The following is a 26,868-nucleotide window of genomic DNA, read 5'->3' as shown; positions in this document are numbered from 1 at the left end:
GTGGCAGCGGGCTGTCAGTGCGGCGGCCTAGACTCGATAGGCGATGAGCAGCCTCTTTGACGACAGCTTCCTGGCGAGCCTCCAGAACCACTCCTCGGAGGAGCCCCCGCCCCCGCCCGAGGACGACGTGCACCACCCCCACGGCGCCCAGGCCGCGGAGGAGGTCCCGCACGACCTCTTCGAGGGGCGCTTCGACGCGCCGCCGACCCGGGACGCCTACTACCGCGACGGAGCCGCCCGCCCCGTCGTGGACGCCGCCGCGCTCCTGGACGGGCTGAACGGGGAGCAGCGCGCCGCCGTCGTCCACACCGGCTCCCCGCTGCTCATCGTCGCGGGCGCCGGCTCCGGCAAGACCCGGGTGCTCACCCACCGCATCGCCCACCTCCTGGGGACCCGGTACGTCCACCCCGGCCAGATACTGGCGATCACCTTCACCAACAAGGCCGCAGGCGAGATGAAGGAGCGCGTCGAGCAGCTCGTCGGCCCGCGCGCCAACGCCATGTGGGTCATGACCTTCCACAGCGCGTGCGTCCGCATCCTGCGCCGCGAGAGCAAGCGGCTCGGCTTCACGTCCTCGTTCTCGATCTACGACGCCGCCGACTCCAAGCGCCTGATGGCGCTGGTCTGCCGCGACCTGGACCTCGACCCGAAGAAGTTCCCGCCGAAGTCCTTCAACGCCAAGGTCTCGAACCTCAAGAACGAGCTGATCGACGAGGAGACCTTCGCCGACCAGGCCGTCGACGGCTTCGAGAAGACGCTCGCCGAGGCGTACCGGATGTACCAGGCGCGGCTGCGCGAGGCGAACGCCCTGGACTTCGACGACATCATCATGACGACGGTCCACCTGCTCCAGGCGTTCCCGGACGTCGCCGAGCACTACCGCCGCCGTTTCCGCCACGTCCTCGTCGACGAGTACCAGGACACCAACCACGCGCAGTACACCCTCGTACGGGAACTGGTCGGCACGGGCTACGACGACCTGGACCCGGCCGAGCTGTGCGTCGTCGGTGACGCGGACCAGTCGATCTACGCCTTCCGCGGCGCGACGATCCGCAACATCCTCCAGTTCGAGGAGGACTACCCGAACGCGACGACGATCCTGCTGGAGCAGAACTACCGCTCCACGCAGACGATCCTCTCCGCCGCCAACGCCGTCATCGAGCGCAACGAGTCCCGCCGCCCCAAGAACCTGTGGACGAACGCGGGCGCGGGCGCGCAGATCACCGGCTACGTCGCCGACACCGAGCACGACGAGGCCCAGTTCGTCGCCGACGAGATCGACCGGCTCACGGACGCCGGCGACGCGAAGGCCGGCGACGTCGCCGTCTTCTACCGGACCAACGCCCAGTCCCGTGTCTTCGAAGAGATCTTCATCCGCGTCGGCCTGCCCTACAAGGTCGTCGGCGGCGTGCGCTTCTACGAGCGCAAGGAGGTCCGCGACGTCCTCGCCTACCTGCGCGTCCTCGCCAACCCCGAGGACAACGTCCCGCTGCGCCGCATTCTGAACGTGCCCAAGCGCGGCATCGGCGAGCGCGCCGAGGCGATGATCGACGCCCTCTCCCTCCGGGAGAAGATCACCTTCCCGCAGGCCCTGAAGCGGGTCGACGAGGCGTACGGCATGGCGGCCCGCTCCGCGAACGCGGTCAAGCGCTTCAACACCCTCATGGAGGAGCTCCGTACGATCGTCGACTCCGGCGCGGGCCCGGCCGTCGTCCTCGAAGCCGTACTGGAGCGCACCGGGTACCTCGCCGAGCTGCAGGCGTCCACCGACCCGCAGGACGAGACCCGCATCGAGAACCTTCAGGAACTGGCCGCCGTGGCCCTGGAGTTCGAGCAGGAGCGCGGCGAGGAGGGGACCGGCACCCTGGCCGAGTTCCTGGAGAAGGTCGCGCTCGTCGCCGATTCCGACCAGATCCCCGACGAGGACGAGGAGGGGTCGGGGGTCATCACGCTGATGACCCTGCACACCGCCAAGGGCCTCGAGTTCCCGGTCGTGTTCCTGACCGGCATGGAGGACGGCGTCTTCCCGCACATGCGCGCCCTCGGCCAGGCCAAGGAGCTGGAGGAGGAGCGGCGCCTCGCGTACGTGGGCATCACGCGCGCCCGCGAGCGGCTGTATCTGACGCGTTCCTCGATGCGCAGCGCCTGGGGCCAGCCCTCGTACAACCCGGCGTCGCGCTTCCTGGAGGAGATCCCGCCGACGTATCTGGAGTGGAAGCGCACCGGCCCCATGGTCAAGCCCGCCGGGCCGACCTCCGGGATCACCTCCTCGCTCTCCTCCTCCCGCTCGCGCTCGGGCCCCTCGGGCTTCGCCACCCGCCGGACCAGCGACAAGCCGGTCATCAACCTCCAGGTCGGCGACCGGGTCACGCACGACCAGTTCGGCCTCGGCACGGTCATGCAGATCACGGGCGCCGGCTCCGACGCGCAGGCGACGATCGACTTCGGCGACGAGAAGCCCAAGCGGCTGCTGCTGCGGTACGCGCCGGTCGAGAAGCTGTAGGACGGCGGACATGTGAGAGGGCCCCGGCTTTTCGGCCGGGGCCCTCTCGTACGTGCGTGCCGTGGGGCCCGCGTCAGCCCGTCGGGTTGAGGCCGTGGCTGCGCAGCCATGCCTCGGGGTCGATCGCGGCGCCGCCGCCCGGACGGACCTCGAAGTGGAGGTGCGGACCGGTGGAGTTGCCCGAGTTGCCCGAGTACGCGATGACGTCGCCGGCCTGGACCTTGCCCGAGCGGATCTTGGTGCTGCTGAGGTGGCAGTACCAGGTCTCGGTGCCGTCCGGCGCGGTCACGATCGCCATGTTGCCGTAGGCGCCGTTGTACTGGGTGCGGACCGTGCCGTCCGTCGCGGCCATGACCTTCGTGCCGTACTGGACCGGGAAGTCGATGCCGGTGTGCACGGACATCCAGTTGACGCCCGCCTGGCCGTAGCTGGCGCTGAGCTGGTGCAGTTTCACCGGCAGCGCGAACTTGGGGCGCAGCGCCTCCTTGCGGGCCGCCTCCTCCTCGCGCTTCTTCTTCTCCGCCTCCTGGCGCGCCTTCAGGTCGATGCGCTCCTGGGTGCGGCTGGCGCGGTCGCCGAAGTCGCGGGCGTCGGCGCTCAGCGCGGCGAGCTGGGTGTCCAGCTTGTTGTTGGCGGCGACCGGCTTCACCGAGGCGGGGTCGGCGGCGGCGAGTGCCTTCGTGTCGTCCTTCGTGCCGGCACCCGGGTCCGTCAGGCCGCCGACCGAGGCGGCGGCGATCCCGGCGACGCCCATGACGCAGGCGGACGGGACGGCGACGGTCAGCAGCGCGGAGCGCTTGGCGGGCGTACGGCGACGGCCTCGGCTGCCACCGGACGAACGGCGCACGGGGCGGCCGGCGGCTGAGGCGGCGGCCGACGCGGGAACGGCCGGAGACTCCGTGAGGGTCTCGACGGCGGGGTCCTCGTACGCGTAGTCCTGGTCGTATCCGGAGTCGTACGGGGAGTCGGCTTCGTACGCGGTCTCCTCGTACGCGGTCTCTTCGTACGTGGTCGACTCGTACGAGACTTCCTCGTACGTGCTCTCCTCGTAGGTGACCTCTTCGTACGCGTTCTCCTCGTACGCGGCGGCGGGCTGCTCGGCCTGCGGCTGCTCGGGGACGTACTCGTACTCGGGGGTGTACTGCTGCGGAACGTGGGGCTCGGCCTGGTTCCAGGCGGTGGCGTCGTACGTACCCGTCTCGAAGGAGGGGGTCGTCCACTGGCCCGTGGTGTCGTACGAGGTGAAGTGTGCGGTCTCGTACTGGCCGGTCTGCTGGGCCTCGTTCCAGGCGGAGGCGTCCCACTGGCCGGTGGTGTCGTACTGCGCGGCGTCGTACTGAGCGGTGGTGGTGGCGTACTGGGCGGCGGTGGTGTCGTACTGCCCGGTGGTGTCGTACTGAGTGGTGGTGGCGTAGGCAGTGGTGTCCCACTGCTGGGTGCCGGTCCACTGGGTGCTGTCGTACTGGCCGCTGTGACCGGCGTCGTAGCCGCCCGGGAGGGCGCCGAAGAGCGGGTCGGTGGCGAAGCTGCCGGTGCTGTGGGCGTCGTCTCCGACGTACCCGGCGTGGGGGTGCTGGTCGTTCACCAACTTCTCTCTCGCCTCGGCGGCAGGGCCAGTCCGGGGCGGGCCCGACGAGGGTGTCCCGGGTTAAAGCAGTGGCGCGACTGTACCCGGCGGTATACGCAGGCGACAATCTTCCGAGGGTTTTGGTTCCACAGGAAACGGGCAATCGGCCGTGTTTCGGCGGCCTCGGGGGAGAGCCTTGGCCCTGTGTTCGAGGAACGTTCGAAGAACAGACACCTTCTGGCGGGTCGTCAGGGAGTGGCGTCATGCCACGGAGGCGGCTCCGGACTCGGTGGCTTGCGTGTCGTCGTCGGCGTCGAGCGCTTCGCGGATCCCTGCCGCCACGGTCGGATGCACCGGCAGGGCGAGATGGCCGATGCCGCTGACCCGGACGTTGTGCACCCGTAGATCGGGGTGGTCGAGCCGGGCCGTCTCCACCGGGACCATCACCTGGTCCAGGTCGCTCCAGAAGCTGACGCAGCGTGTCCGGCAGCCCGGGGCGGGCTCGGCGAGCTCGCGGAGCACGTCCGAACCGGGGCGCATCTGGCGCACCAGGGGGTGGGCGCCGGCCCAGGGGGCGGCCGTGGTGCCGGAGTGCGGGGTGCCGAGCATGACGAGCGTGCGCACCCGCGCGTCACCGCCCTGGCGCTGTACGTAATGACGGGCGATGAGGCCGCCCAGGCTGTGCCCGACGATGTCGACCTCGTGGTGGCCGGTCCGGGCGCACAGCTCCTCGACGTGGCGGCCGAGGAGCTCGGCGGCGGCGCGCAGGTCGCAGGTGAGCGGAGAGTAGTTGAACGACTCGACCGGGTAGCGGCCGTGGCGGACGAGGGAGCGGCGGAGCAGGACGAAGACGGAGCGGTTGTCGGCGAAGCCGTGGAGGAGGACCACGGGCCGTCCCGTACCGGGCCTCGGGCCCGCGCCGTCCTCGCCGGCGGGGTCGGCCTCGGGGCGCTCGGCGACCATCCCGGAGGGGTAGAGGAGCAGGTGGCCGGTGAGGATCGCCAGCTCCAGGGCGTTGGCCTTCAGCGCGGTGGTGACCTTGGTGAGCCTGGTGAGCTCCATCGGCGGCCTCCCGAACGGCACGCGGGGCCGAACGGCAGTGCGGTGAGCCGTACGTCCGGACCGGCGGCTGCGGCCCGGACGTACGGCTACCCCGTAGCGGCTCCCTTGCGCATGACCCGTTGCGGCTGGTGTGGGCCCAGGAGGAGGGCCCGGGCGGGTCCTGCGCAGAGCGAACAATGTCCCACGTGTGATTTCCCCCTCGGAGTCCTCCGCGAAACAGCGGGGTGCGGGATGCTGGCGATAACGTTCGTTCACCTCCCCGGCAATGAAGCGCGGGGGTCGCATGTGGAGGCAGAGATGGGTGTGACCGGTCCGATCCGCGTGGTGGTGGCCAAGCCGGGTCTCGACGGCCACGATCGCGGGGCCAAGGTGATCGCGCGGGCGCTGCGTGACGCCGGTATGGAGGTCATCTACACGGGGCTGCACCAGACGCCCGAGCAGATCGTGGACACGGCGATCCAGGAGGACGCCGACGCGATCGGCCTGTCCATCCTCTCGGGCGCGCACAACACGCTGTTCGTGAAGGTCCTGGAGCTGCTGAAGGAGCGCGACGCGGAGGACATCAAGGTCTTCGGCGGCGGCATCATCCCGGAGGCGGACATCGCGCCGCTGAAGGAGAAGGGCGTGGCGGAGATCTTCACCCCGGGCGCGACGACCACGTCCATCGTCGACTGGGTGAACAAGAACGTCCGCGTCGCCGCGTAACGCTGCGTCGCGGCGTAACTCCGCGTAACCGTTCTCGACCGGCCGCCTCCACATGTGTCGAGCCGGGCGCCGCCGCGATGGCGCCCGCCCCGACGCTTGTGGCTGGGGCCCGTCAGTCCGGCGGGGGTGTCAGCTCCGTCTGCATCTGGGACCTCAGGCGCAACGTGGAGACCAGGCGCTGGAACGCCTCCGACCAGTAGCCTCCGGCTCCCGGGGACGCGTCCTCCGGTTCCGCGGTGAGTGCGGTCAGGGACTCCAGTTGCGGGGCGGCCTCCGGGGAGAGGCAGCGCTCAGCGAGGCCCATCACGCCGCTGAAGCTCCAGGGGTAGCTGCCCGCGTCGCGGGCGATGTCGAGGGCGTCGATCACCGCCCCGCCCAGCGGCTCCGACCAGGGCACCGTGCAGACACCGAGGAGCTGGAAGGCCTCCGACAGGCCGTGCGCCGCGATGAACGAGGCGACCCAGCGGGCCCGCTCCGCGTCCGGGAGCGTCGACAGCAGCTGCGCCCGCTCGGCCAGGGACGACGTGCCCGGGCCGGTCGCCGGCGGGGTCGCCGGGGAGCCGAGCAGCGCCCGTGACCAGTCGCCGTCCCGCTGGCGGACCGCCGCACGGCACCACGCCGCGTGCAGCTCGCCCGCCCAGTCGTCCGCGACCGGCAGCGCCACGATCTCGTCGGCCGAGCGTCCACCGAACCGCGCCTGCCAGCACGACAGCGGCGCCGAGTCGACGAGCTTGCCCAGCCACCAGGACCGCTCGCCCCGGCCCGTCGGCGGGGTGGCGACGACGCCGTCCCGCTGCATCCCGGCATCGCACTCGTGCGGCGCCTCGACCACGATCGTCGCACCCCCTTCCGTACGGTCGAGGGAGACACAGGACGTCGCCCGGTCCGCCATCCGGTCGGCGAGCGCCGATCCGGGCAGGGCGGAGAGCAGTTCGGCGGCGGTCGAGCGGACGTTACGGCTCCGGTCGGACAGAGCCTCCTCCAGGAACTCCTCGTCCGCGCCCGAGAGTCCGGCCCGCAGCGAGTCCAGGAACATCAGCCGGTCCTCGGCGCGCTCCGCCGCCCAGGTCGAACGGAGCAGAGCCAGCGCGGCCGCCGGGTCCTCGGTCCGTACGGCCGTGATCAGCGCGACCCGCTCGGCGAACAGGCCCTCGTCCCACAGGGTCTTGACCGCCTCGCCGTCCCCGGCGTCGGGGAGCGTGGCGCCGCTCGCCGCGCCGCGCAGGGCGAACTTCCAGTCCGGGTTGAGCCCGGCCAGCCACAGGCCGCGCGGCCCGGCGAGGGCGAGCGCCTGGGGGCGCAGGTCCGTCCGGGCGCGGGCGGCGTCGAGGAGGGCGGGCAGCGTGGACGCCGGTGCCCGGTAGCCGTGTTCGTTGGCGGCGGCGAGCCACTGGGGGAGCAGCTCGGCGAGGTCGGGCGCGGCCCCGCGCCGGCCGCCGGACGGGGCGGGGGCGGCCCGGCCCGCGAGGAGCAGGCCGAGCCGACGGCGGGCGGCCTCGGGCAGCGGTCTGCGGTGGTCGTGCGGAGCTGGCTCGGGCGCCGGGGCCGAGGGCCCGGGCCGCAGGCCCGCCCTTCTCCGTACGGTGTGCAGCGCGGCGGCGTCGAGCAGGGCTACGGGCGCGTTGCCCGCGCCCGCGTCGGAGAGCGCGGAGCGTGCAGCGCGCGTGGCGGCGCGCGCGGGGAGCGTCGGCGCACGACGGTCCGTGCCGAGCAGCGCCGAAGTGACGAGTTCTTCCCAGGCGTCCATGGAGGCCTCCAGGCCGTCGTGCCGATCGAGGTTCAGTGGAGCGGGACCGTCTCGCCCGGGGCGTCGGCCGACCAGGCGGCGAGCGGGGTGAATCCGCGGTGCCCGCACTCCCCGAAGACGGTCACCGGGCCGCCCCCGGAGAGCGCGGCGAGCCGCCACAGGCCGGGCCGTCCGAGCGCGGCACCGCTCAGCGGCACCGCCTCCCCAGGGGCGGAGCCCGGGGCTGCGTCCGGGGTGTCCGGACCGGGCGCCGCGTCGGCGAGCTGCCAGCCGTGCTCCGTAGGTATGGGGACGACGTCGGTGAGCGTCACCGGCCAGGAGTCCAGCCAGGGGTCATCGCGCAGCGCGAGCCCGTAGGCCGTGAGCGCGTCGCCGACCGTGCCGCCCCGGGGCGGGGCTTCGAGCGGGGCAGGGGCGCCGAACTGCTCGCCAAGCTCCGCGCGGAGCGCCCCCGCACCCGCGTGGAGGACGAGCGCGGCGTCGACGACCACACCCACCGGCAGGGCCAGTTCGGGCGCCCGCCCGGCCGCCCCGAAGGAGAGGAGCAGCGCCGTGCGCCCGGTCGTCCGGCCGTGCAGCCAGATGCGGCGGGTCGTCAACTTGCCGTCCCCCGTGTCGTACTGGGCGAGAACCAGCCAGTGGTCCCGCACCGAGGGGCCCTCGGCGGGAGCCGTCAGACCCACCCGGGTCCGTACGGTCGCCGCCAGCGGGTCCGGGAGCCGGTCGACGGAGAGCCAGGCCCGGTCGAGGAGATGGGTCAGCGCGCACTCCTCCAGGAGCCGGACCGGCCAGCCGGGCCCCGAGCCCGGTATCGCCCCCAACTCCCTGACCCGGCCGGCGAGCCCCGGCGCCTGGGCGTCGACCATCCGGGCCGCCGTCTCCTCCCACAGGGCGTACCCGGCCTGCTCCGCCGAGGCCAGGCCGCCGCGCAGCAGGTCGGCCAGGCGCTGTTCCAACTCCTCGGCGCCCGAGGTGATCCGGGCCGCGCGCCGCTCCGCCCTGCGCCGGGCGGCCTCGGGATCGGCGGTGGCGGCCGGTCCCGTCCCCTCCGCACCGCGCGTGCGGGCAGCGGCACGCTCGCGTCGGCCGGTCAGCCAGGTAGCCGCCCAGTCGGGGACCTCGGCGCCGGCGGCGAAGGCCTCCGCGTCCCCGGCCCAGAGCAGCAGGAGCCCCAGCGCGTGCTTGCACGGGAACTTCCGGCTGGGGCAACTGCATGAGTACGCCGGGCCCGTGGTGTCGACGACCGTGCGGTACGGCTTGCTGCCGCTGCCCCGGCACAGCCCCCAGACGGCCCCCTCGCCGCCGGTGCCCGTACCGGACCACGGCCCGGCCGTGCCGAGCTTGCTTCCCGCCTTGCGCGAGGCGTCGTCAGGAGCCAGTGCCAGCACCTGATCCGCCGTCCAGCGCACCCCCAGTGTGTCCATGCCCTCGACGGTAGGGGGCGCCACTGACAACGGAGCTGACCTGCTGTTTCCTGGCCTGGCACGGCTCATTTCGGGCCGGGAGGCAGTGGCGCGAGGGTATTTGACTTTGCCTGCTCTTTACGATTGTCTGCCGAGGGTCCGATCACCGACTCCACTGGGGGACCCGCCATGAAGCGCACCATCCGCACCGCCGTCGCGACGCTCGCCGTCACCGGCCTGGCGTTCGGCCTCGGCGCCTGCTCCGCGGCCGCGGACAAGGCCGCCGACCAGGTCGACAAGGCCGTGAACGAGACCTACGAGGTCACGTACGAAGTCACCGGCAAGGGCATCGAGTCGATCCAGTTCCACGGCGGCAGCGGTACGGCCATGGAGCCGAAGCTGGAGACGGAGACGAAGCCGACCACGCCGTGGAAGAAGACGGTGACGCTGAAGGGGATCATGCCCCCGGCCGTCATGCCGATGGCGCTCGACCCGGCCGACCTCACCTGCAAGGTCATCCACGACGGCAAGGTCATCAAGGAGGCGAAGGGCCAGGACGCGATGGCCGGCGGCTGCGTCGCGGTCTCCCCGATCGCCGGCTGACACCCGGAGATCGTCGGCCGGCAGGAGACCGCCGGCTGACACCCGTACGCGCCACTGGAGTTCGCCGCTGACCTGCGGTGACGACCGACTGTCAGTGGCATGGTGCACGGTGGATCCCACATCAGGTCGAACGATCTGGAGGGGGATCCATGACCGTGTCAGAAACCATCGCGAGCACCGTCCCCGGTGCCGGAACCGACACCGGAACCGACGCGGGGACGGGCGCCGCGACGCTGCCCGCCCCGGCCGCGCCGAGCGGCCCGGACCTCGGCTCCGAGGCCCTGCGGCCGCACGCCGAACACGCCTTCGCGGACGAGCTCAAGGCGCTCGCCGCCGCCGACGACCGGCCGCGGCCCGCCCGTTGGCGGCTGTCGCCGTGGGCCGTCGCCACCTACCTCCTCGGCGGGACGCTCCCCGACGGCACGGTGATCACACCGAAGTACGTCGGGCCGCGCCGGATCGTCGAGGTCGCCGTCACCACACTCGCCACCGACCGGGCCCTGCTGCTGCTCGGCGTCCCCGGCACCGCCAAGACCTGGGTGTCCGAGCACCTCGCCGCCGCCGTCAGCGGAGACTCGACCCTGCTCGTGCAGGGCACGGCCGGGACACCGGAGGAGGCGATCCGGTACGGCTGGAACTACGCCAAGCTGCTCGCCCACGGCCCCAGCCGGGACGCGCTCGTGCCCAGCCCCGTCATGCGCGCCATGTCCGAGGGGCTGACCGCCCGCGTCGAGGAGCTCACCCGCATCCCGGCCGACGTGCAGGACACGCTCATCACGATCCTGTCCGAGAAGACCCTGCCGATCCCGGAGCTCGGGCAGGAGGTCCAGGCGGTACGGGGCTTCAATCTGATCGCCACCGCCAACGACCGCGACCGGGGGGTCAACGACCTCTCCAGCGCGCTGCGGCGCCGCTTCAACACGGTCGTGCTGCCGCTGCCCGCGACCCCGGAGGCGGAGGTCGACATCGTCGCGCGCCGCGTCGACCAGATCGGCCGCTCGCTCGACCTCCCGGCCGTGCCGGAGGGGGTCGAGGAGATCCGACGGGTCGTCACCGTCTTCCGCGAGCTGCGCGACGGGGTGACCGCGGACGGCCGCACGAAGCTCAAGTCCCCTTCGGGGACGCTCTCCACGGCCGAGGCGATCTCCGTCGTCACCGGCGGCCTGGCGCTCTCCGCCCACTTCGGCGACGGCATCCTGCGCCCCGCCGACGTCGCCGCCGGCATCCTCGGCGCGGTCGTCCGCGACCCGGCGGCGGACCGCGTCATCTGGCAGGAGTACCTGGAGACGGTCGTCCGGGAAAGAGACGGCTGGAAGGACTTCTACCGCGCTTGCCGCGAGGTGAGCGCATGACAGCGGTGGCGCCTCAGGCGGCGGGCACGTCGGTGAGGGTGACGACACCTCAAGGGGCCGATACGGGGGTGGCGCCTCAGGAGGTCGGCGCACCCACGACCACGCCCGCCCCCATGACCACGCCCGCGCCCGCGCCCGCGCCCACGACGGCGGTGGCGCCTGCCGGAGCGACGCCTTCCGCTGCCGCGCCAGCCGGCGCCGCCGCGCCCGCCCGCCGGGCCTCCGGGCCGCTGTTCCTCGGCGTGCGGCACCACGGGCCCGGGTCCGCGCGGGCCGTGCGGGGGGCGCTTGAGGCGCGGCAGCCGGCGGTCGTGCTGATCGAGGGGCCACCGGAGGCCGACGCCCTCCTCGCGCTCGCCGGGGACGACGCGATGCGGCCGCCGGTCGCGCTGCTCGGCCACGCCGTGGACGACCCCGGGCGCGCCGCGTTCTGGCCCTTCGCCGAGTTCTCGCCCGAGTGGGTGGCGATCCGCTGGGCCCTCGCCCACGGCGTCGCCGTCCGGTTCATCGACCTGCCCGCCGCCCACACCCTCGCCGCCACCGACCCCACCTGGGGCGACGGCGAGGGGGACGAGGCCGAGGCCGACGAGGGCCTGCGCATCGACCCGATCGCCGAGCTCGCCCGGGCCGCCGGGTACGACGACCCCGAGCGCTGGTGGGAGGACGCGGTCGAGCTGCGCGGCGCCGCCGACCCCCTCGCCCCCTTCGAGGCGCTCGCCGACGCCATGAGCGCCCTGCGCGAGACGCACGGCCACGGCGGCCACGCCCGCGACCTGGTCCGCGAGGCGTACATGCGGCTCCAACTCCGTACTGCACGCAAGGAGTTCGGTGACGAGGTGGCCGTCGTCTGCGGTGCCTGGCACGTGCCCGCGCTGACCCTCGCCACGACCGCCACCGCCGACCGCGCCCTCCTCAAGGGCCTGCCCAAGGTGAAGACCGAGATGACGTGGGTGCCCTGGACCCACCGCCGCCTCGCCCGCCGCTCCGGCTACGGCGCCGGTATCGACGCCCCCGGCTGGTACGGACACCTCTTCGCCGCCCCCGACCGCCCGATCGAGCGCTGGATGACCAAGGTCGCCGGCCTCCTCAGGGCCGAGGACACCTTCGTCTCCTCCGCCCACGTCATCGAGGCCGTCCGGCTCGCCGAGACTCTCGCGGCGATGCGCGGCCGGCCCCTCGCCGGGCTCGGCGAGACCACCGACGCCGTCCGCGCCGTGATGTGCGACGGCTCCGACGTCCCGCTCGACCTCGTGCGCGACCGCCTCGTCGTCGGCGACGTCCTCGGCGAGGTCCCCGACGACGCCCCCGCCGTGCCCCTCCAGCACGACCTCGCCCGGCTCCAGAAGAGCCTGCGGCTCAAGCAGGAGGCGCAGGAGCGGGAGCTCGAACTCGACCTGCGTAAGGAGAACGACGCCGCCCGCAGCCGGCTCCTGCACCGCCTGCGGCTGCTCTCCGTCGAGTGGGGCACGCCCGTCGCCGGGCGCGGCAGCACCGGCACCTTCCGTGAGACCTGGCGGCTGCGCTGGCAGCCCGAACTCCACGTCCGGGTCGCCGAAGCCGGCGTCTGGGGCACCACCGTCGGCTCCGCCGCCGTCGCCAAGGCCGAGGCCCGCGCCCAGGAGGCGACCGCGCTCGCCGACGTCACCGCGCTCGCCGAGCAGTGCCTGCTCGCCGGACTCGGCGCCGCCCTCCCCGTCGTCATGACCGCCCTCGCCGACCGCGCCGCGCTCGACACCGACGTGGCCCACCTCGCCCAGGCCCTGCCCGCGCTGGCCCGCTCCCTGCGCTACGGCGACGTCCGGGCCACCGACACCGCCGCGCTCGGTGAGGTCGCGGCCGGGCTCGCCGAGCGGATCTGCGTCGGCCTGCCGCCCGCCTGCACCGGCCTCGACACCGACGCCGCCGCAGAGATGCGCGGCCACCTCGACGCCGTCCACGGCGCGCTCCCCCTGCTCCCCGACAGCGCAGGGACCACCGCCCGGTGGACCGGCGTCCTGCGCGGGCTCGCCGCCCGCGACAGCGTGCCCGGCACCATCCGGGGCCGGGCCGCCCGACTCCTCCTGGACGAGGGCGGGCTCGACGAGGAGGAGGCCGCGCGGCTCATGGGCCTCGCCCTCTCGCCCGGCACCCCGCCCGCCGACGCCGCCGCCTGGATCGAGGGCTTCGTCGGCGGCGCCTCCGGAGGAGGCATGCTCCTCGTTCACGACGAACGGCTGCTCGCCCTCGTCGACTCCTGGCTGACCGGCGTGACGGCGGACGCGTTCACCGACGTCCTGCCCCTGCTGCGCCGCACGTTCTCTGCGTACGAACCAGGGGTGCGCCGCACCCTGGGCGAACTGGTCGCCCGCGGCCCGTCCGCCTCCGCCGCGAACCGTACGGACGCCGTCGTACCCGGCTTCGGCACCACGCTCGACGAGGAGCGGGCCGACGGAGTCCTGCCCGTGCTCGACCTGATCCTGGGACAGACCGACCTCGTGGGGGTGGACCGATGACCGCGACGACCGACAGTACGGCCGTGGCCGCGGCCGGAGCCGGGCACGACGAACGGCTGCGCCGCTGGCGCATGGTGCTCGGCGGCGGCGATGCCGACGGCACCGGCTGCGCCCTCACCGGCACGGACGCCGCCATGGACGGGGCCCTGAGCGCGCTCTACGGACGGAGCGACGGGCGGGGCGACAAGCGCACCGCCGGGCGCGACAGGTCCGCGGGACTCGGCGCCTCCGCGCCCTCCGTCGCCCGCTGGCTCGGCGACATCAGGACGTACTTCCCCAGCTCCGTCGTCCAGGTCATGCAGCGCGACGCCATCGACCGCCTCGGGCTCTCCACCCTCCTCCTGGAGCCCGAGATGCTGGAGGCCGTCGAGGCCGACGTCCATCTCGTCGGCACCCTCCTCTCCCTCAACAAGGTGATGCCCGAGACGACCAAGGAGACGGCCCGCGCGGTCGTCCGCAAGGTCGTCGACGACCTGGAGAAGCGCCTCGCCACCCGCACCCGGGCCACGCTCACCGGCGCGCTCGACCGCTCCGCCCGGATCAGCCGGCCACGCCACCGGGAAATCGACTGGGACCGGACGATCCGCGCCAACCTCAAGAACTACCTGCCCGAGTACCGCACGGTCGTCCCCGAGCGCCTCATCGGCTACGGCCGCGCCGCCCAGTCGGTCAAGAAGGACGTCGTCCTCTGCATCGACCAGTCCGGCTCCATGGCCGCCTCCGTCGTCTACGCCTCCGTGTTCGGCGCGGTCCTCGCCTCCATGCGGGCGATCGCGACCCGGCTCGTCGTCTTCGACACGGCCGTCGTCGACCTGACGGACCAGCTCGACGACCCGGTCGACGTCCTCTTCGGCACCCAGCTCGGCGGCGGCACCGACATCAACCGCGCCCTCGCCTACTGCCAGTCCAAGATCACCCGCCCGGCCGACACCGTCGTCGTCCTCATCAGCGACCTCTACGAAGGGGGCATACGCGACGAGATGCTGAAGCGGGTCGCCGCGATGAAGGCCTCCGGGGTGCAGTTCGTCGCCCTGCTCGCGCTCTCCGACGAGGGCGCCCCCGCCTACGACCGCGAGCACGCCGCCGCCCTCGCGGCGCTCGGCGCGCCGGCCTTCGCCTGCACCCCCGACCTCTTCCCCGAGGTGATGGCGGCGGCGATCGAGAAGCGCCCGCTCCCCGTGCCGGACACGGCCCAGGGGCTGCGGAATCCGTAGCCCCGTGGGTGAGGAATCCGTAGCCCCGGCACCACCCGGGCGGACGCGTCCGGGCGGACTGAGGCCCATATCACAGCACGGCCGTCCGGGCCCTCACTCCAGGGCCGGGCGGGTCGTGAGGCAGTCAGAGCCCAGTTCCCACCTGTGTCGAGTGCGCCGAGGTCACCGCCCCGCCCGTCCACGGACCGCCCCGGCACCCCTACGATCTGTGACCCGTATCACCGCTCCGGTGTGACCTGCGATTTAGGGACCAACGTCCTGCGGGGATAACCTGCGGGACGGACATGCCGCGTCCACGGACACCGTGTACGCCTCCCTTGTGACAGCGCAGTCACGTTGCCCTTCGCGGCACGCCCACGCAGAAAACGAACCGCGATCATCAGAAAAGGGACGGACGCGCGTGGACCTGTTCGAGTACCAGGCGAGGGACCTCTTCGCCAAGCACGGAGTACCGGTGCTGGCCGGTGAAGTCATCGACACGCCTGAGGCCGCGCGCGCCGCGACCGAGCGCCTCGGCGGCAAGTCCGTCGTCAAGGCCCAGGTGAAGGTCGGCGGCCGCGGCAAGGCCGGCGGCGTCAAGCTGGCGGCCGACCCGGACGAGGCCGTCGCCCGCGCGACGGACATCCTCGGGATGGACATCAAGGGCCACACGGTCCACAAGGTGATGATCGCCGAGCTGTCCCCGGAGATCGAGGCGGAGTACTACGTCTCGTACCTCCTCGACCGCACCAACCGCACCTTCCTCGCGATGGCGTCGGTGCAGGGCGGCATGGACATCGAGGAGGTCGCGGAGAAGACCCCCGAGGCCCTCGCGAAGGTCCCGGTCAACGCCGTCGACGGCGTGAGCATCGAGAAGGCCCGCGAGATCGTGGCCCTGGCGAAGTTCCCGGCCGACGTGGCCGAGGGTGTCGCCGAGGCCCTGGTGACCCTGTGGGACACCTTCGTCGCCGAGGACGCGCTCCTCGTCGAGGTGAACCCGCTGGTGAAGACCAAGGACGGCCGCATCCTGGCCCTGGACGGCAAGGTGTCTCTCGACGAGAACGCCGACTTCCGTCAGCCCGAGCACGAGGCGCTCGAGGACAAGGCCGCAGCCAACCCGCTCGAGGCTGCTGCCAAGGCCAAGAACCTCAACTACGTCAAGCTGGACGGCGAGGTCGGCATCATCGGCAACGGCGCCGGCCTGGTCATGTCGACCCTGGACGTCGTCGCGTACGCCGGTGAGAACCACGGCGGCGTGAAGCCGGCCAACTTCCTCGACATCGGCGGCGGCGCCTCCGCCGAGGTCATGGCGAACGGCCTGGAGATCATCCTGGGCGACCCGGACGTCAAGTCCGTGTTCGTCAACGTCTTCGGTGGCATCACCGCCTGTGACGAGGTCGCCAACGGCATCGTCCAGGCCCTGGAGCTCCTCGCCTCCAAGGGCGAAGAGGTCACCAAGCCGCTGGTCGTGCGCCTCGACGGCAACAACGCGGAGCTGGGTCGCAAGATCCTGTCGGACGCGAACCACCCGCTCGTGCAGCGCGTGGACACCATGGACGGCGCGGCCGACAAGGCCGCCGAGCTCGCGGCTGCGAAGTAAGGGACGAGGTCAAGCACACCATGGCTATCTTCCTCACCAAGGACAGCAAGGTCATCGTCCAGGGCATGACCGGTGCCACGGGCATGAAGCACACCAAGCTCATGCTGGCCGACGGCACCAACATCGTCGGTGGCGTGAACCCCCGCAAGGCCGGCACGACCGTCGACTTCGACGGCACCGAGGTCCCGGTCTTCGGCTCCGTCGCCGAGGCGATGGAGAAGACGGGCGCCAACGTCTCCGTCCTCTTCGTCCCGCCGGCCTTCGCCAAGGCCGCCGTGGTCGAGGCGATCGACGCCGAGATCCCGCTGGCCGTCGTCATCACCGAGGGCATCGCCGTCCACGACTCCGCCGCCTTCTGGGCGTACGCGCAGTCGAAGGGCAACAAGACCCGCATCATCGGCCCGAACTGCCCCGGTCTCATCACCCCGGGCCAGTCCAACGCCGGCATCATCCCGGGCGACATCACGAAGCCGGGCCGCATCGGCCTGGTCTCGAAGTCCGGCACGCTGACGTACCAGATGATGTACGAGCTCCGTGACATCGGCTTCTCGTCCGCCGTCGGCATCGGTGGCGACCCGGTCATCGGCACCACGCACATCGACGCCCTCGCGGCGTTCGAGGCCGACCCCGACACCGACCTGATCGTCATGATCGGCGAGATCGGCGGCGACGCCGAGGAGCGTGCGGCGGACTTCATCGCGAAGAACGTCACCAAGCCGGTCGTCGGCTACGTCGCGGGCTTCACCGCGCCCGAGGGCAAGACCATGGGCCACGCCGGCGCCATCGTCTCCGGCTCCTCCGGCACCGCCCAGGCGAAGAAGGAGGCCCTCGAGGCCGCCGGCGTCAAGGTCGGCAAGACGCCGACCGAGACCGCCAAGCTGGCGCGCGCCATCCTCGCGGGCTGAATCGGCTGAGCAGCGACTGAGCGGCTGAGCAACTGAGCGGCCGAAGCGGCCGAGCAGCGTCTGAACCGCACAGGTGGGCCCCGCCCCTCCCGGGAAACCGGGCGGGGGCGGGGCCCACTCGCGTACGCGTACGCCCGCGCTACTGCGTGTCGGGGATGAGCCGCTCCGGGCCGTGGTGGGGCCGGGAGCGGAGGCTGTCGCGCAGCTCCACGTCCTCCGGGGTGAGCTTCTGCGAGCCACCGCGCACCGGAACGCCGTTCACCGTCTCGCCGGGGTGGTTGACCGGCAGGTAGCGCGTCGGCGCGGTCGCGGCCGTGAAGGCCGTGACGCCGATGAGCGCCGCCGTCACGGCGAGCACCGCGCGCGTCCACATCCGCGCCTGCCGCTCGCTGCCCGTCCGTACGCTCCGGGCCTCCGCGAGCGTCGTCGTCGGCGCCTCCTCGACCAGCGCGCCGAGGCGCCGGTGGAGCGCGTCGGGGTCGGCCAGCTCGGGCACGCGCTCCCCGATGACGGTACGGGCGTGCAGCAGGCGGTTGGCGGCGGCGGGGGTGCTCGCCTCGGTCTCGGCGGCCGTGTCGGGCAGGTCGAGGCCGAGCCCGTCGTAGAGCAGGACGGTACGGCGGTACGGTGGCGGCAGTTCGAGCAGCGCCGCGAGCAGGTCCCGCCGCCCGGCCTCGGTGGGCGGGGCGTCCGGGTGCTTGTGGCCGCGGCGCAGCCGGTGCCAGGGGGAGAGCGCGTACTCGTACGCCGCCGCCCGCACCCAGCCCACCGGGTCCCGGTCGACCGCGACCTCGGGCCAGTGCTGCCAGGCGTGCAGGAAGGCGTGCTCCACGGCCTCCCGGGAGAGCCGGCGGCGGCCGGTGAGCAGGTACGTCTGGTGGACGAGCCCGGGCGCGGCGTGCGCGTAGAGGGCGTCGAAGGCCTCTTCCGGGGTGAGCGAAGGCTCGACGGGGGCTTCGGGGGCCACGAGGGCCGGGGGCTCGGTGGGGGCCGCGGGGGCAGGGGTTTCCGCAGGGGGCATGGGTTCGACCGGTTTCAGCTTCTCCAGGGGCTGCTGGGCTACCGCCCAGCCCGCCCGGACGGCGCGGGGGGCCTTCTGACCGGCACTCGGGCCGAGGGCGGCCGCCGCCGGGGTCTTGGGCGGCTTCGCGGCGCGCTTGGCCGCGGCCCTCGGGCGGGTGTTCGCGGTGGGTGCCGCGCCGGCCGTGGCGGCCGTGACGGGCTTGGCCACGTACTTCGGGGGCTCGGCCACCCGGGTGGGCGGCTCGGAGGGTGTGGGCGGCTCGGCGGGGGGCGCGGGAGTCGGGGCGGGGGCGCCCTGGTCCTCGTACGCGCCGATCAGCTTCGCGTACGCCTCCTGCTTCCGCCCCCGTGGTGTGGTGCGGCCGGTCTCCCAGGACCGGACCGTGGCCCGCGTGACTCCCATGGCCTCCGCGACCTGGTCCTCGGTCAATCCCCTGGCCTCGCGCAGTCTGCGCCGCTCCTTGGGGGAGGGCATGCTCCGGTTCATCGGCGACGACCTCCCGCAAGGGCGTTCCGGGCGGAAAAGTACATAAACGTATCTTGAGCGACACAACGGCGTTTTGCCTGTTACGCGAGAAAAGCGCGTGTCGTTGGGAGCATGGGCGCGTGACCCACCTGACCGAGCACACCCCCTCGCTGTCGGCCGAACCACTGGTCCAGGGCGGCCGGTCCGCCGCCCTCGCGACCGCGTTCGTGCGCGGCGGGGTCGCGGCGGGGCTCGGGCTCGGGGCGCTCGCGGTCCTGGTGACGGCGGCGTGGATCAGCTCGCCGTACCCCGACAGCGGTCCGGGCGAGGCCCTGCACACGGCCGCCGGGCTGTGGCTGCTCGCCCACGGCGTGGACCTGATCCGCACGGACACCGTCTCGGGCCTGCCGGCGCCGCTCGGGATCACCCCGCTGCTGCTCATGGCGCTGCCGGCCTGGCTCGTGCACCGGATCGCGCGGGGCACCCTGGAGCCGTACGCGGAGGAGCGGGCGGCAGGAGTGGCGGCCGTGACGGCCGTGTGCGCCGGGTATCTGCTGGTCGCGGCCGGTGTGGTGCTCTACTCGGTGAGCGGTTCGCTCCCCGCCGACCTGTTCAGCGCCGGCCTGTGGCTGCCCTTGACGGTGGCCGCCTTCGCGGGCCTCGGCGCGTGGACGGCGGCCGGACGGCCCCTCCCGCGCCAGGAACACGCGGCCGTGGCCCTGCGCTCGGTGGCGCCCGCGCTCGTGGTCCTGCCGGCCGGCGGGGCGGCGGTGTTCGGGACCTCGCTGGTCTGGCACGCGGCCGCCGCGCAGGAGTCCTTCGCCGGGCTCGCGGGGGAGTGGTCGGGGCGGGCGTCGGTGCTGCTCCTGGCCGTCGCGCTGGTGCCGAACGCGGCGGTGTGGGGGGCCTCGTACGGCCTCGGACCCGGCTTCGCGCTCGGTACGGGAGCCTCGGCGACCCCGCTGGGGCTCACCGGCGCGACGGCCGTCCCGCCCTTCCCGCTCCTGGCCGCGCTGCCGGGCGCGGGACCGGGCGGCTGGGCCCACTGGGCCGCCGTGACGGTCCCGCTCGTGGCCTCCGTGGTCCTCGGCGCGGGCGTGGGCCGGTCGGCGCGGGCCTGGACGGCCCGGGAGGCGGCGCTGACGGCCCTGATCGGCGCCTGGGTGTGCGGGGCGGCGACGGCCCTCCTCGCGGGGGCCGCCGGAGGGCCCCTCGGCGCGGGCCGGCTCGCGGCGTTCGGCCCGGTGTGGTGGCAGACCGGGGCGGCGGCGGTGCTGTGGTGCGCGGCGGTCGGGGTGCCGGTGGCGCTGGGCGTACGGGCCTGGGGCCTGCGCGGCACGGAACCGGCGCCGGATCGGGCGGCGGGTCAGTGGCGGGCGGACGGGCAGTGGCGGGCGGAGCCGCTGTCGGCGGTCCAGGCGGTCCAGGCGGTCCGGGCCGTCCCGGCGGTCCAAGCCGTCCCCGTACCGATTCCCGTCATCGTGGCCGAGGGCGAGCACGAGGACGACGACACGTTCGACGACACCGGATCCGAGTCGTACGACTTCCTCCCGGCGGCCTGGGAACCGGCCCTTCCGCCTCCGCCGGTGGCTTTCGATGCTCCGGCGAAGGACGGCGAGGACTAGCCGGCGGTACTGCTCCGCTACTCCCGCACGCCGATGACGTCCCGCAGCGGCTTGGGCAGCAGGTCGTTGCAGGCCAGCTGGCCCGACTTGGTCAGGGCGTCGTCGGCGCAGGTGTAGAAGTCGCGGTAGACGAGCTGGAGCGTGAAGCTTCCCGCGACGATCAGCAGGGCCAGCGCCGCCGCGATCAGACCGCTCACCGCAGCCGTGCGCTGCGTACGGGCGGCCAGGCCGGACGGGGCTCCCTTCTGCACGGGCGGCTGCTGGGCGTCCGACGGGCTCTTCGGCTGCTCGAAAGCTGTCGCCTGCGCCGGGGTCTGGGCCGGGGTCTGGGCCTTCGGCTTGGCGCGCAGCGCGCTGATCGCCCAGTACAGACCGAGGGCGCCCAGGAGCAGCGCCAGCTCCGGGATCTCGAAGAGGGCGAAGAAGAAGCCCCACATGCCGGCGAGCAGCGAGTACCGCGCCCGCCGCTGCATCGGGTCCTTCGGGTCCCACCGGGGCCCGGGACCCTGGCCCTGCCCGTCGGGGCCGGAGGGGCGCTCCGGGCGGCGGCCGAAGCCGTCGGAGGAGCGGCCGGGCTGGCGGCTGCTCCAGCGGCCTCCGGAGCGGCCGGAGCCGTCGGCGGGTCCGGACGGCCCTGACGACGCGTCGTCGTCCGAGCCCTCCGGCCGCCGCGGCTGCCACGGCTGGTCCGGCTGCCCCTCGGGCGGCGGCGCGAACGGGTTGTTGTCGTCCGTGGACTGGCGTTCCGGCATCTGCTGAACGTCTTCCCTCTGTCGTCGCAACTGCTGTCTCAACTGCCGTCTCAAGTTACGGGCTCAACTGTCGTGAACCCGACGCTACCCCGCGGCCACGCCCCCGTCCCGTGGGGGCCTTCCGGTGTGCCGGTATCGTTGCTGGCGGTCGGGACCTTCGTAGGGTTCCCCGTATCCAGAGGCACGATTCGTTCGTGCGACCGTACAAACACCACGGAAAGAGTGACCCTGTGGCCGCCGCCCGCCTCGTCGTCCTGGTCTCCGGCTCCGGCACCAATCTCCAGGCCCTGCTCGACGCGATCGCCGCCGACCCCCAGGGGCCCGAGGGGTACGGCGCCCAGATCGTCGCGGTCGGCGCCGACCGCGACGGCATCGCCGGTCTGGAGCGGGCCGAGCGCGCCGGGCTCCCCACCTTCGTGTGCCGGGTGAAGGACCACGACACCCGCGAGGAGTGGGACCGCGCCCTGGCCGAGGCCACCGCCGCGTACGAGCCCGATCTCGTCGTCTCGGCCGGCTTCATGAAGATCGTCGGCAAGGAGTTCCTCGCCCGCTTCGGCGGTCGGGTCGTCAACACCCACCCGGCGCTGCTGCCCAGCTTTCCCGGTGCCCATGGAGTGCGGGACGCACTCGCGTACGGCGCGAAGGTCACCGGATGCACCGTCCACTTCGTCGACGACGGCGTCGACACCGGCCCGATCATCGCCCAGGGCGTGGTCGAGGTCCGGGACGAGGACGATGAAGCCGCTCTCCATGAGCGCATCAAGGAAGTCGAGCGCTCGCTGCTCGTCGAGGTCGTGGGGCGTCTGGCCCGGCACGGCTACCGCATTGAGGGACGAAAGGTAACAATCCCGTGACCGCCGAAGGTACGAAGCGCCCCATCCGCCGCGCACTCGTCAGCGTCTACGACAAGACCGGCCTTGAGGAGCTGGCCCGCGGCCTGCACGAGGCGGGTGTCGCCCTCGTCTCCACCGGCTCCACCGCCTCGAAGATCGCCGCGGCCGGCGTCCCGGTCACCAAGGTCGAGGAGCTCACCGGCTTCCCCGAGTGCCTCGACGGCCGGGTGAAGACCCTGCACCCGCGCGTGCACGCCGGAATCCTCGCCGACCTGCGTCTGGAGGACCACCGCAACCAGCTCGCCGAGCTGGGCGTCGAGCCCTTCGACCTGGTGGTCGTGAACCTGTACCCGTTCAAGCAGACCGTCGCCTCCGGCGCCACCCCCGACGAGTGCGTCGAGCAGATCGACATCGGCGGCCCGTCGATGGTCCGCGCCGCCGCCAAGAACCACCCGTCCGTGGCCGTGGTCACCTCCCCGGAGCGGTACGCCGACGTGCTCGCCGCCGCGCAGGGCGGCGGCTTCGACCTGACCGCCCGCAAGCGCCTGGCGGCCGAGGCCTTCCAGCACACGGCCGCGTACGACGTGGCGGTCGCCTCCTGGTTCACCGACAGCTACGCGGCCGACGAGGACGCCGAGCTGCCGGAGTTCCTCGGCAGGACCTGGGAGCGCAAGTCGTCCCTGCGCTACGGCGAGAACCCGCACCAGAGCGCCGCGCTCTACACCGACGGTCTGCCCGGCGGACTCGCCAACGCCGAGCAGCTGCACGGCAAGGAGATGTCCTTCAACAACTACGTGGACACCGAGGCGGCCCGTCGCGCCGCCTTCGACCACGACGCGCCCTGTGTCGCGATCATCAAGCACGCCAACCCGTGCGGCATCGCGCTCGGCGCGGACGTCGCCGAGGCACACCGCAAGGCGCACGCCTGCGACCCGCTGTCGGCGTTCGGCGGCGTCATCGCCGTGAACCGCCCGGTCTCCGTCGCGATGGCCGAGCAGGTCGCGGAGATCTTCACCGAGGTCATCGCGGCCCCGGACTTCGAGGACGGCGCGGTCGAGATCCTGGCGCGGAAGAAGAACATCCGCGTCCTGAAGGTCGACGGCTACCCGGCCGCGATGATCGACGACATCAAGCCCATCTCCGGCGGCGCGGTCGTCCAGCACCTCGACCTCTTCCAGGCCGAGGGCGACGACCCGGCGAACTGGACGCTCGCGACCGGCGAGGCCCTGTCGGCCGACGAGCTGGCCGAGCTCGCCTTCGCGTGGAAGGCCTGCCGGGCCGTGAAGTCCAACGCGATCCTGCTCGCGAAGGACGGCGCCTCGGTCGGCGTCGGCATGGGCCAGGTCAACCGCGTCGACTCGGCGAAGCTCGCGGTCGAGCGCGCCGGTGAGGAGCGGGTGCGCGGCGCGTACGCGGCCTCGGACGCGTTCTTCCCGTTCCCGGACGGCCTGGAGATCCTCACGTCGGCCGGCATCAAGGCGGTCGTGCAGCCGGGCGGCTCGGTCCGCGACGAGCAGGTGATCGAGGCCGCGAAGAAGGCGGGCGTGACGATGTACCTCACGGGCACGCGCCACTTCTTCCACTGACGCGCTGGCGCCATGACGCACTGACGCCATCAGGTCTACGAGACACCCAGGGCCCGCCGGTCTCACCGGCGGGCCCCGGCCTTGCCGACGCCGCTCTGGTCTAATGGGTTGCTCTTTTGTCGGCGGCTCTAGGTGGGGGCGCGATGTTGGAAGTACAGAACGGGGTGCCGGCCCAGGCCGCCGCCCCGGAGGCCGAGCGCGCCGGTAGGGCGGCCGGGCCGGCCGAGCGCGTCGAGCGAGACCTCGCCGCCGCGCCCCTGCTCCCGTACGCCCTGGTGGCGGGCGTGCTCTGCGCGCTCTACTTCCTCTACTCCTGGGTCCAGTACGCGCACTTCCGTACGCCCTCCTGGGACCTCGGGATCTTCAACCAGTCCGTCCGGGCCTACGCCGAGTTCCGCGCCCCGATCGTCGACATCAAGGGCCCCGGCTTCCTCATACTCGGGGACCACTTCAGTCCCGTGACGGCGTTCCTCGCGCCCCTGTACTGGATCTGGTCCTCCCCGCTCGCCCTGCTCTTCGCACAGGCCGCGCTCTTCGCCGCCTCGGCCGTCGTCGTCGGCCGCACCGCCCACCAGGTGCTCGGCAGCCGCGCCGCCGGCCTCGGGCTCACCGTCGCCTACGGCCTGTCCTGGGGCCTCCAGGAAGCCGTCAAGTCCGACTTCCACGAGATCGCCTTCGCCGTCCCGCTGCTCGCCCTGACCTGCCGTGCCCTGCTCCTCGGGCGCTGGACGGCGGCCGCCGCCTGGTCCGTGCCCCTGGTCCTGGTCAAGGAGGACATGGGGCTCACCGTCGCCATGGTCGGCGCCGTCCTCTTCCTCAAGGGGCAGAAGCGGCTCGGAGCGGCCCTGGCCGCCTTCGGCGCCGCGTTCTTCGCCCTCACGGTCCTGGTCCTGATCCCGGCGGCGAGCCGGGTCGGCCAGTACGACTACTGGGCCAAGATCGAGAAGACCGGCGAGGGCGCGGACGTCTCCTTCGCCCAGGTGCTGCTCACCTCGCTCGGCTCCGACGTGAAGTGGGAGATGGTCTTCTTCCTCGTCGGAATCACCGGCTTCCTGGCGCTGCGCTCCCCGCTGATGCTGCTCGTGCTGCCGACGCTCGGCTGGCGCTTCCTCTCCCAGGACCCCAACCACTGGGGGATGATCTGGCACTACAGCGCCATCCTGATGCCGATCGTCTTCCTCGCCCTGGTCGACGCGGTCCGCGCCGTCCGCACCTCGCCGCGCGCCTGGCTCGTGGCGTACGGAAGGGTCGTCGTCCCCGTCGTCACGGCCGCCGCGATCGTGCTCGCCCTCGACCTGCCGCTGCGGGAGCTGCTGCGCTCGGAGACGTACCGTACGGACGCCCGGACGCTGGAGGCCCGGCGGGCGGTCGACGCGGTGCCGACGGGGGCGAGCGTCGAGACGAACGTGCCGCTCATGGCGCATCTCACCGCCGACCGCAAGGTGTACTGGGTCGGCGGGGCGAAGGGGGTCAGCCCGGACTACCTCGCGCTCGACCTCTCCTCGGGCTGGTCCCAGCCGGTCACCGACCCCGTGCAGCTGGCGTCCCAGCTGCATCCGGAGGCGCGGTACGAGGTGTCGGCGCAGGCGGGACAGTTCGTGGTGCTCAAGCGGAGCTGATCGAGGGCGCGCATGCCGAGATCGAGGGCGCGCATGCCGAAGGGGCCCGGTTCCGCGAACGGAACCGGGCCCCTTCGGTGTGGCGTGAGCCAGTTCAGCGATCAGTAGCGATCAGTAGCGATCAGTACTGCTGCTTCTGGCGGTTGAACCAGGCCGCGCCGTCCGCCTTCGCCACGAAGACGATGATCAGGATGCCGAGCACGAGGCTGATGACGCCCATGGGAAGCGAGAAGATGCTGAACAGCACCATGAACGAGGCGTAGACGATGGTGCAGACGCGAACGCCGCTGCCGCCCGACTTGAACTTGGCGGCCAGCACCATGCCCAGGACGCCGACGATGATCGAGAAGATGCCGACACCGATCAGCAGGCCCTGACCCAGGTCCGCGAACGCGTCGGCGTCGGCCGACGAGGCGCCGGCCTTCTCGAGCTCGCTGTCGATCGAGAACGAGACGGCGATGGCGAAGAGCGCGCCGATCACGTTGAGGCCGCTCAGGATCCACAGGATCACGCGGGCCGACTTCACGCCGCCCGGCATCTCCATGGCCACGCCCGGGTAACCGCCGGCGCCGTACGGCTGCTGGATCGGGGGAGCCTGCGGGTAGCCGTAGCCCGGCTGCTGGCCCTGCTGCTGGGGGTAGCCGTAGCCCGGCTGCTGCCCCTGCGGCTGCTGCGGCTGCTGGCCGTAGGGGTTGTTCGGTTCGCCGAAGCTCATCGCGGGATTCCTCCGTTGGTCTGTGCGGGGACGACGCGGCCCGCGCGGAGGAACTTTCACGGCATATGAGCGGTTTGCCCCCCGGCACTGCCCGCGGCACTTCGCCGACATCGTCGTCGTACCGTCGACTTTTTGTCCAGTCGGTAGTCGGGGCGTTGTGCGAGTGCAACCTTCCCAGAACCGTTCCCTCCGCCTCCGGGCGGTCCGCGTGCAGGCGAATTGGAACTAGCGAGGGGTCATCCGGGAGGATGGACCCATGAGCGCCCAGATTCTCGATGGCAAGGCCACCGCAGCCGCGATCAAGACCGAACTGGCCGTCCGCGTGGCGGCCCTGAAGGAGCGGGGCATCACGCCCGGCCTCGGCACGATCCTGGTCGGAGACGACCCGGGCAGCCAGAAGTACGTCGCGGGCAAGCACCGCGACTGCGCGCAGGTCGGCATCGCCTCGATCCAGCGCGAGCTGCCCGCGACCGCCACGCAGGAGGAGATCGAGGCGGTCGTACGGGAGCTCAACGAGGACCCCGCGTGCACCGGGTACATCGTCCAGCTCCCGCTCCCCAAGGGGATCGACGAGAACCGCGTCCTGGAGCTGATGGACCCGGCCAAGGACGCCGACGGTCTGCACCCGACGAACCTGGGCCGCCTCGTACTGAACGAGCCGGCGCCGCTCCCGTGCACCCCCAACGGCATCATCACGCTGCTGCGCGGCCACGGAGTGGAGATCAACGGCGCGGAGGTCGTGGTCGTCGGGCGCGGCGTCACGATCGGCCGCCCGATGCCGCTGCTGCTCACGCGGCGCTCGGAGAACGCGACCGTGACGCAGTGCCACACCGGTACGCGCGACCTGTCCGCGCACCTGCGGCGGGCGGACATCATCGTCGCGGCGGCCGGCGTGCCGCACCTGATCAAGCCGGAGGACGTGAAGCCGGGCGCGGCCGTCCTGGACGTCGGCGTCTCGCGCGACGGCGAGGGCAAGATCCTCGGCGACGTGCACCCGGGGGTGACCGAGGTCGCGGGCTGGATCTCCCCGAACCCCGGCGGCGTCGGCCCGATGACCCGCGCGCAGCTGCTCGTCAACGTCGTCGAGGCCGCCGAGCGCGCGGCCGAGGCGCTCTGA

The 26,868-nt window shown here is 72.7% G+C and carries 20 protein-coding genes; 13 read left to right on the top strand and 7 right to left on the bottom strand.

Translation table 11 applies throughout. The annotated features are described in order from the left end of the window. Positions 1 to 43: 43 nt before the first annotated feature. The gene (gene pcrA, locus ACFWRO_RS15560) at positions 44 to 2,503 is read left to right on the top strand and encodes a DNA helicase PcrA (RefSeq protein ID WP_384509908.1); all 2,460 of its coding nucleotides are present in this window, start codon (positions 44 to 46) and stop codon (positions 2,501 to 2,503) included. A gap of 73 nt (positions 2,504 to 2,576) precedes the next feature. Here the strand turns inward: pcrA and ACFWRO_RS15555 are convergent, their stop codons facing one another. Together ACFWRO_RS15555 and ACFWRO_RS15550 are read right to left on the bottom strand one after the other, a co-directional pair. Further along, entirely contained in the window at positions 2,577 to 4,088 is a 1,512-nt protein-coding gene (locus ACFWRO_RS15555; RefSeq protein ID WP_384509905.1) for a M23 family metallopeptidase, read from the bottom strand. 243 nt (positions 4,089 to 4,331) lie between these two features. Continuing rightward, complete coding sequence (locus tag ACFWRO_RS15550; protein ID WP_384509902.1) at positions 4,332 to 5,132, bottom strand: esterase/lipase family protein; 801 nt, start codon at positions 5,130 to 5,132, stop codon at positions 4,332 to 4,334. Between the two features lie 297 nt (positions 5,133 to 5,429). Here ACFWRO_RS15550 and ACFWRO_RS15545 point away from each other — a divergent pair, with 297 nt between their 5' ends. Next, positions 5,430 to 5,837, top strand: a complete 408-nt coding sequence (locus ACFWRO_RS15545) for a cobalamin B12-binding domain-containing protein (protein WP_362013769.1) — start codon at positions 5,430 to 5,432, stop codon at positions 5,835 to 5,837. 112 nt (positions 5,838 to 5,949) lie between these two features. Here ACFWRO_RS15545 and ACFWRO_RS15540 read toward each other — a convergent pair whose 3' ends face one another. Both ACFWRO_RS15540 and ACFWRO_RS15535 read right to left on the bottom strand, forming a co-directional pair. Further along, complete coding sequence (locus ACFWRO_RS15540; protein ID WP_384509900.1) at positions 5,950 to 7,584, bottom strand: DUF5691 domain-containing protein; 1,635 nt, start codon at positions 7,582 to 7,584, stop codon at positions 5,950 to 5,952. Between the two features lie 32 nt (positions 7,585 to 7,616). Next, the gene (locus ACFWRO_RS15535; protein ID WP_384509897.1) at positions 7,617 to 9,008 is read right to left on the bottom strand and encodes an SWIM zinc finger family protein; all 1,392 of its coding nucleotides are present in this window, start codon (positions 9,006 to 9,008) and stop codon (positions 7,617 to 7,619) included. 168 nt (positions 9,009 to 9,176) lie between these two features. On the opposite strand from ACFWRO_RS15535, the gene ACFWRO_RS15530 reads away from it, so the two are divergent. The 6 genes from ACFWRO_RS15530 (at position 9,177) to sucD (ending at position 17,132) form a co-directional block, all read left to right on the top strand. Continuing rightward, positions 9,177 to 9,590: a hypothetical protein gene (locus ACFWRO_RS15530; RefSeq protein WP_384509894.1), complete on the top strand. Its 414-nt coding sequence runs from the start codon at positions 9,177 to 9,179 to the stop codon at positions 9,588 to 9,590. Between the two features lie 149 nt (positions 9,591 to 9,739). Further along, a complete protein-coding gene (locus ACFWRO_RS15525; RefSeq protein WP_384509892.1) occupies positions 9,740 to 10,942 on the top strand; it encodes an AAA family ATPase in 1,203 nt (400 codons plus the stop codon). Positions 10,943 to 11,055: 113 nt separating this feature from the next. Then, a complete protein-coding gene (locus ACFWRO_RS15520) occupies positions 11,056 to 13,434 on the top strand; it encodes a DUF5682 family protein (RefSeq protein ID WP_384509889.1) in 2,379 nt (792 codons plus the stop codon). Then, positions 13,431 to 14,648 (top strand): VWA domain-containing protein, encoded by a 1,218-nt coding sequence (locus ACFWRO_RS15515; protein WP_384509887.1) that lies wholly within the window; start codon positions 13,431 to 13,433, stop codon positions 14,646 to 14,648. Before ACFWRO_RS15520 ends, ACFWRO_RS15515 begins: the two co-directional genes overlap by 4 nt. A 400-nt stretch (positions 14,649 to 15,048) precedes the next feature. Then, the gene (gene sucC / locus ACFWRO_RS15510) at positions 15,049 to 16,227 is read left to right on the top strand and encodes an ADP-forming succinate--CoA ligase subunit beta (protein WP_384509885.1); all 1,179 of its coding nucleotides are present in this window, start codon (positions 15,049 to 15,051) and stop codon (positions 16,225 to 16,227) included. A 20-nt stretch (positions 16,228 to 16,247) separates the two neighbouring features. Further along, positions 16,248 to 17,132, top strand: coding sequence for a succinate--CoA ligase subunit alpha (gene sucD, locus ACFWRO_RS15505; RefSeq protein WP_384509882.1), 885 nt, complete (start codon positions 16,248 to 16,250; stop codon positions 17,130 to 17,132). Positions 17,133 to 17,271: 139 nt separating this feature from the next. On the opposite strand, the gene ACFWRO_RS15500 is transcribed toward sucD, so the two are convergent. Then, positions 17,272 to 18,630 carry a sigma factor-like helix-turn-helix DNA-binding protein gene (locus tag ACFWRO_RS15500; protein WP_384509879.1) on the bottom strand — a complete coding sequence of 453 codons (1,359 nt, stop codon included), beginning with the start codon at positions 18,628 to 18,630 and terminating at the stop codon, positions 17,272 to 17,274. Positions 18,631 to 18,761: 131 nt separating this feature from the next. On the opposite strand from ACFWRO_RS15500, the gene ACFWRO_RS15495 reads away from it, so the two are divergent. Further along, complete coding sequence (locus ACFWRO_RS15495) at positions 18,762 to 20,246, top strand: DUF6350 family protein (protein WP_384509876.1); 1,485 nt, start codon at positions 18,762 to 18,764, stop codon at positions 20,244 to 20,246. 17 nt (positions 20,247 to 20,263) lie between these two features. Here ACFWRO_RS15495 and ACFWRO_RS15490 read toward each other — a convergent pair whose 3' ends face one another. Further along, the gene (locus ACFWRO_RS15490) at positions 20,264 to 20,998 is read right to left on the bottom strand and encodes a hypothetical protein (RefSeq protein ID WP_384509874.1); all 735 of its coding nucleotides are present in this window, start codon (positions 20,996 to 20,998) and stop codon (positions 20,264 to 20,266) included. Positions 20,999 to 21,228: 230 nt separating this feature from the next. Here ACFWRO_RS15490 and purN point away from each other — a divergent pair, with 230 nt between their 5' ends. The 3 genes from purN (at position 21,229) to ACFWRO_RS15475 (ending at position 25,036) form a co-directional block, all read left to right on the top strand. Next, the gene (purN, locus tag ACFWRO_RS15485) at positions 21,229 to 21,852 is read left to right on the top strand and encodes a phosphoribosylglycinamide formyltransferase (protein ID WP_384509872.1); all 624 of its coding nucleotides are present in this window, start codon (positions 21,229 to 21,231) and stop codon (positions 21,850 to 21,852) included. Beyond that, a complete protein-coding gene (gene purH, locus ACFWRO_RS15480; RefSeq protein WP_384509869.1) occupies positions 21,849 to 23,417 on the top strand; it encodes a bifunctional phosphoribosylaminoimidazolecarboxamide formyltransferase/IMP cyclohydrolase in 1,569 nt (522 codons plus the stop codon). Before purN ends, purH begins: the two co-directional genes overlap by 4 nt. 143 nt (positions 23,418 to 23,560) lie before the next feature. Continuing rightward, positions 23,561 to 25,036: a DUF2079 domain-containing protein gene (locus tag ACFWRO_RS15475; RefSeq protein ID WP_384509866.1), complete on the top strand. Its 1,476-nt coding sequence runs from the start codon at positions 23,561 to 23,563 to the stop codon at positions 25,034 to 25,036. Between the two features lie 121 nt (positions 25,037 to 25,157). Here the strand turns inward: ACFWRO_RS15475 and ACFWRO_RS15470 are convergent, their stop codons facing one another. Further along, positions 25,158 to 25,751, bottom strand: a complete 594-nt coding sequence (locus tag ACFWRO_RS15470; protein WP_384509863.1) for a hypothetical protein — start codon at positions 25,749 to 25,751, stop codon at positions 25,158 to 25,160. A gap of 256 nt (positions 25,752 to 26,007) precedes the next feature. Here ACFWRO_RS15470 and ACFWRO_RS15465 point away from each other — a divergent pair, with 256 nt between their 5' ends. Beyond that, positions 26,008 to 26,868 carry a bifunctional methylenetetrahydrofolate dehydrogenase/methenyltetrahydrofolate cyclohydrolase gene (locus ACFWRO_RS15465; RefSeq protein ID WP_384509861.1) on the top strand — a complete coding sequence of 287 codons (861 nt, stop codon included), beginning with the start codon at positions 26,008 to 26,010 and terminating at the stop codon, positions 26,866 to 26,868.

It is taken from the genome of Streptomyces sp. NPDC058579 (genome assembly GCF_042718575.1).
GTDB lineage: Bacteria > Actinomycetota > Actinomycetes > Streptomycetales > Streptomycetaceae > Streptomyces.
This window is presented reverse-complemented; position numbering and strand designations above follow the sequence as displayed.

Coding starts and splice junctions, on each gene's coding strand:
- pcrA (WP_384509908.1), top strand. CDS start 44: ATGAGCAGCCTCTTTGACGACAGCTTCCTGGCGAGCCTCCAGAACCAC.
- ACFWRO_RS15550 (WP_384509902.1), bottom strand. CDS start 5,132: ATGGAGCTCACCAGGCTCACCAAGGTCACCACCGCGCTGAAGGCCAAC.
- ACFWRO_RS15545 (WP_362013769.1), top strand. CDS start 5,430: ATGGGTGTGACCGGTCCGATCCGCGTGGTGGTGGCCAAGCCGGGTCTC.
- ACFWRO_RS15540 (WP_384509900.1), bottom strand. CDS start 7,584: ATGGACGCCTGGGAAGAACTCGTCACTTCGGCGCTGCTCGGCACGGAC.
- ACFWRO_RS15535 (WP_384509897.1), bottom strand. CDS start 9,008: ATGGACACACTGGGGGTGCGCTGGACGGCGGATCAGGTGCTGGCACTG.
- ACFWRO_RS15530 (WP_384509894.1), top strand. CDS start 9,177: ATGAAGCGCACCATCCGCACCGCCGTCGCGACGCTCGCCGTCACCGGC.
- ACFWRO_RS15525 (WP_384509892.1), top strand. CDS start 9,740: ATGACCGTGTCAGAAACCATCGCGAGCACCGTCCCCGGTGCCGGAACC.
- ACFWRO_RS15520 (WP_384509889.1), top strand. CDS start 11,056: ATGACCACGCCCGCGCCCGCGCCCGCGCCCACGACGGCGGTGGCGCCT.
- ACFWRO_RS15515 (WP_384509887.1), top strand. CDS start 13,431: ATGACCGCGACGACCGACAGTACGGCCGTGGCCGCGGCCGGAGCCGGG.
- sucD (WP_384509882.1), top strand. CDS start 16,248: ATGGCTATCTTCCTCACCAAGGACAGCAAGGTCATCGTCCAGGGCATG.
- ACFWRO_RS15500 (WP_384509879.1), bottom strand. CDS start 18,630: ATGCCCTCCCCCAAGGAGCGGCGCAGACTGCGCGAGGCCAGGGGATTG.
- ACFWRO_RS15490 (WP_384509874.1), bottom strand. CDS start 20,998: ATGCCGGAACGCCAGTCCACGGACGACAACAACCCGTTCGCGCCGCCG.
- ACFWRO_RS15475 (WP_384509866.1), top strand. CDS start 23,561: ATGTTGGAAGTACAGAACGGGGTGCCGGCCCAGGCCGCCGCCCCGGAG.
- ACFWRO_RS15470 (WP_384509863.1), bottom strand. CDS start 25,751: ATGAGCTTCGGCGAACCGAACAACCCCTACGGCCAGCAGCCGCAGCAG.
- ACFWRO_RS15465 (WP_384509861.1), top strand. CDS start 26,008: ATGAGCGCCCAGATTCTCGATGGCAAGGCCACCGCAGCCGCGATCAAG.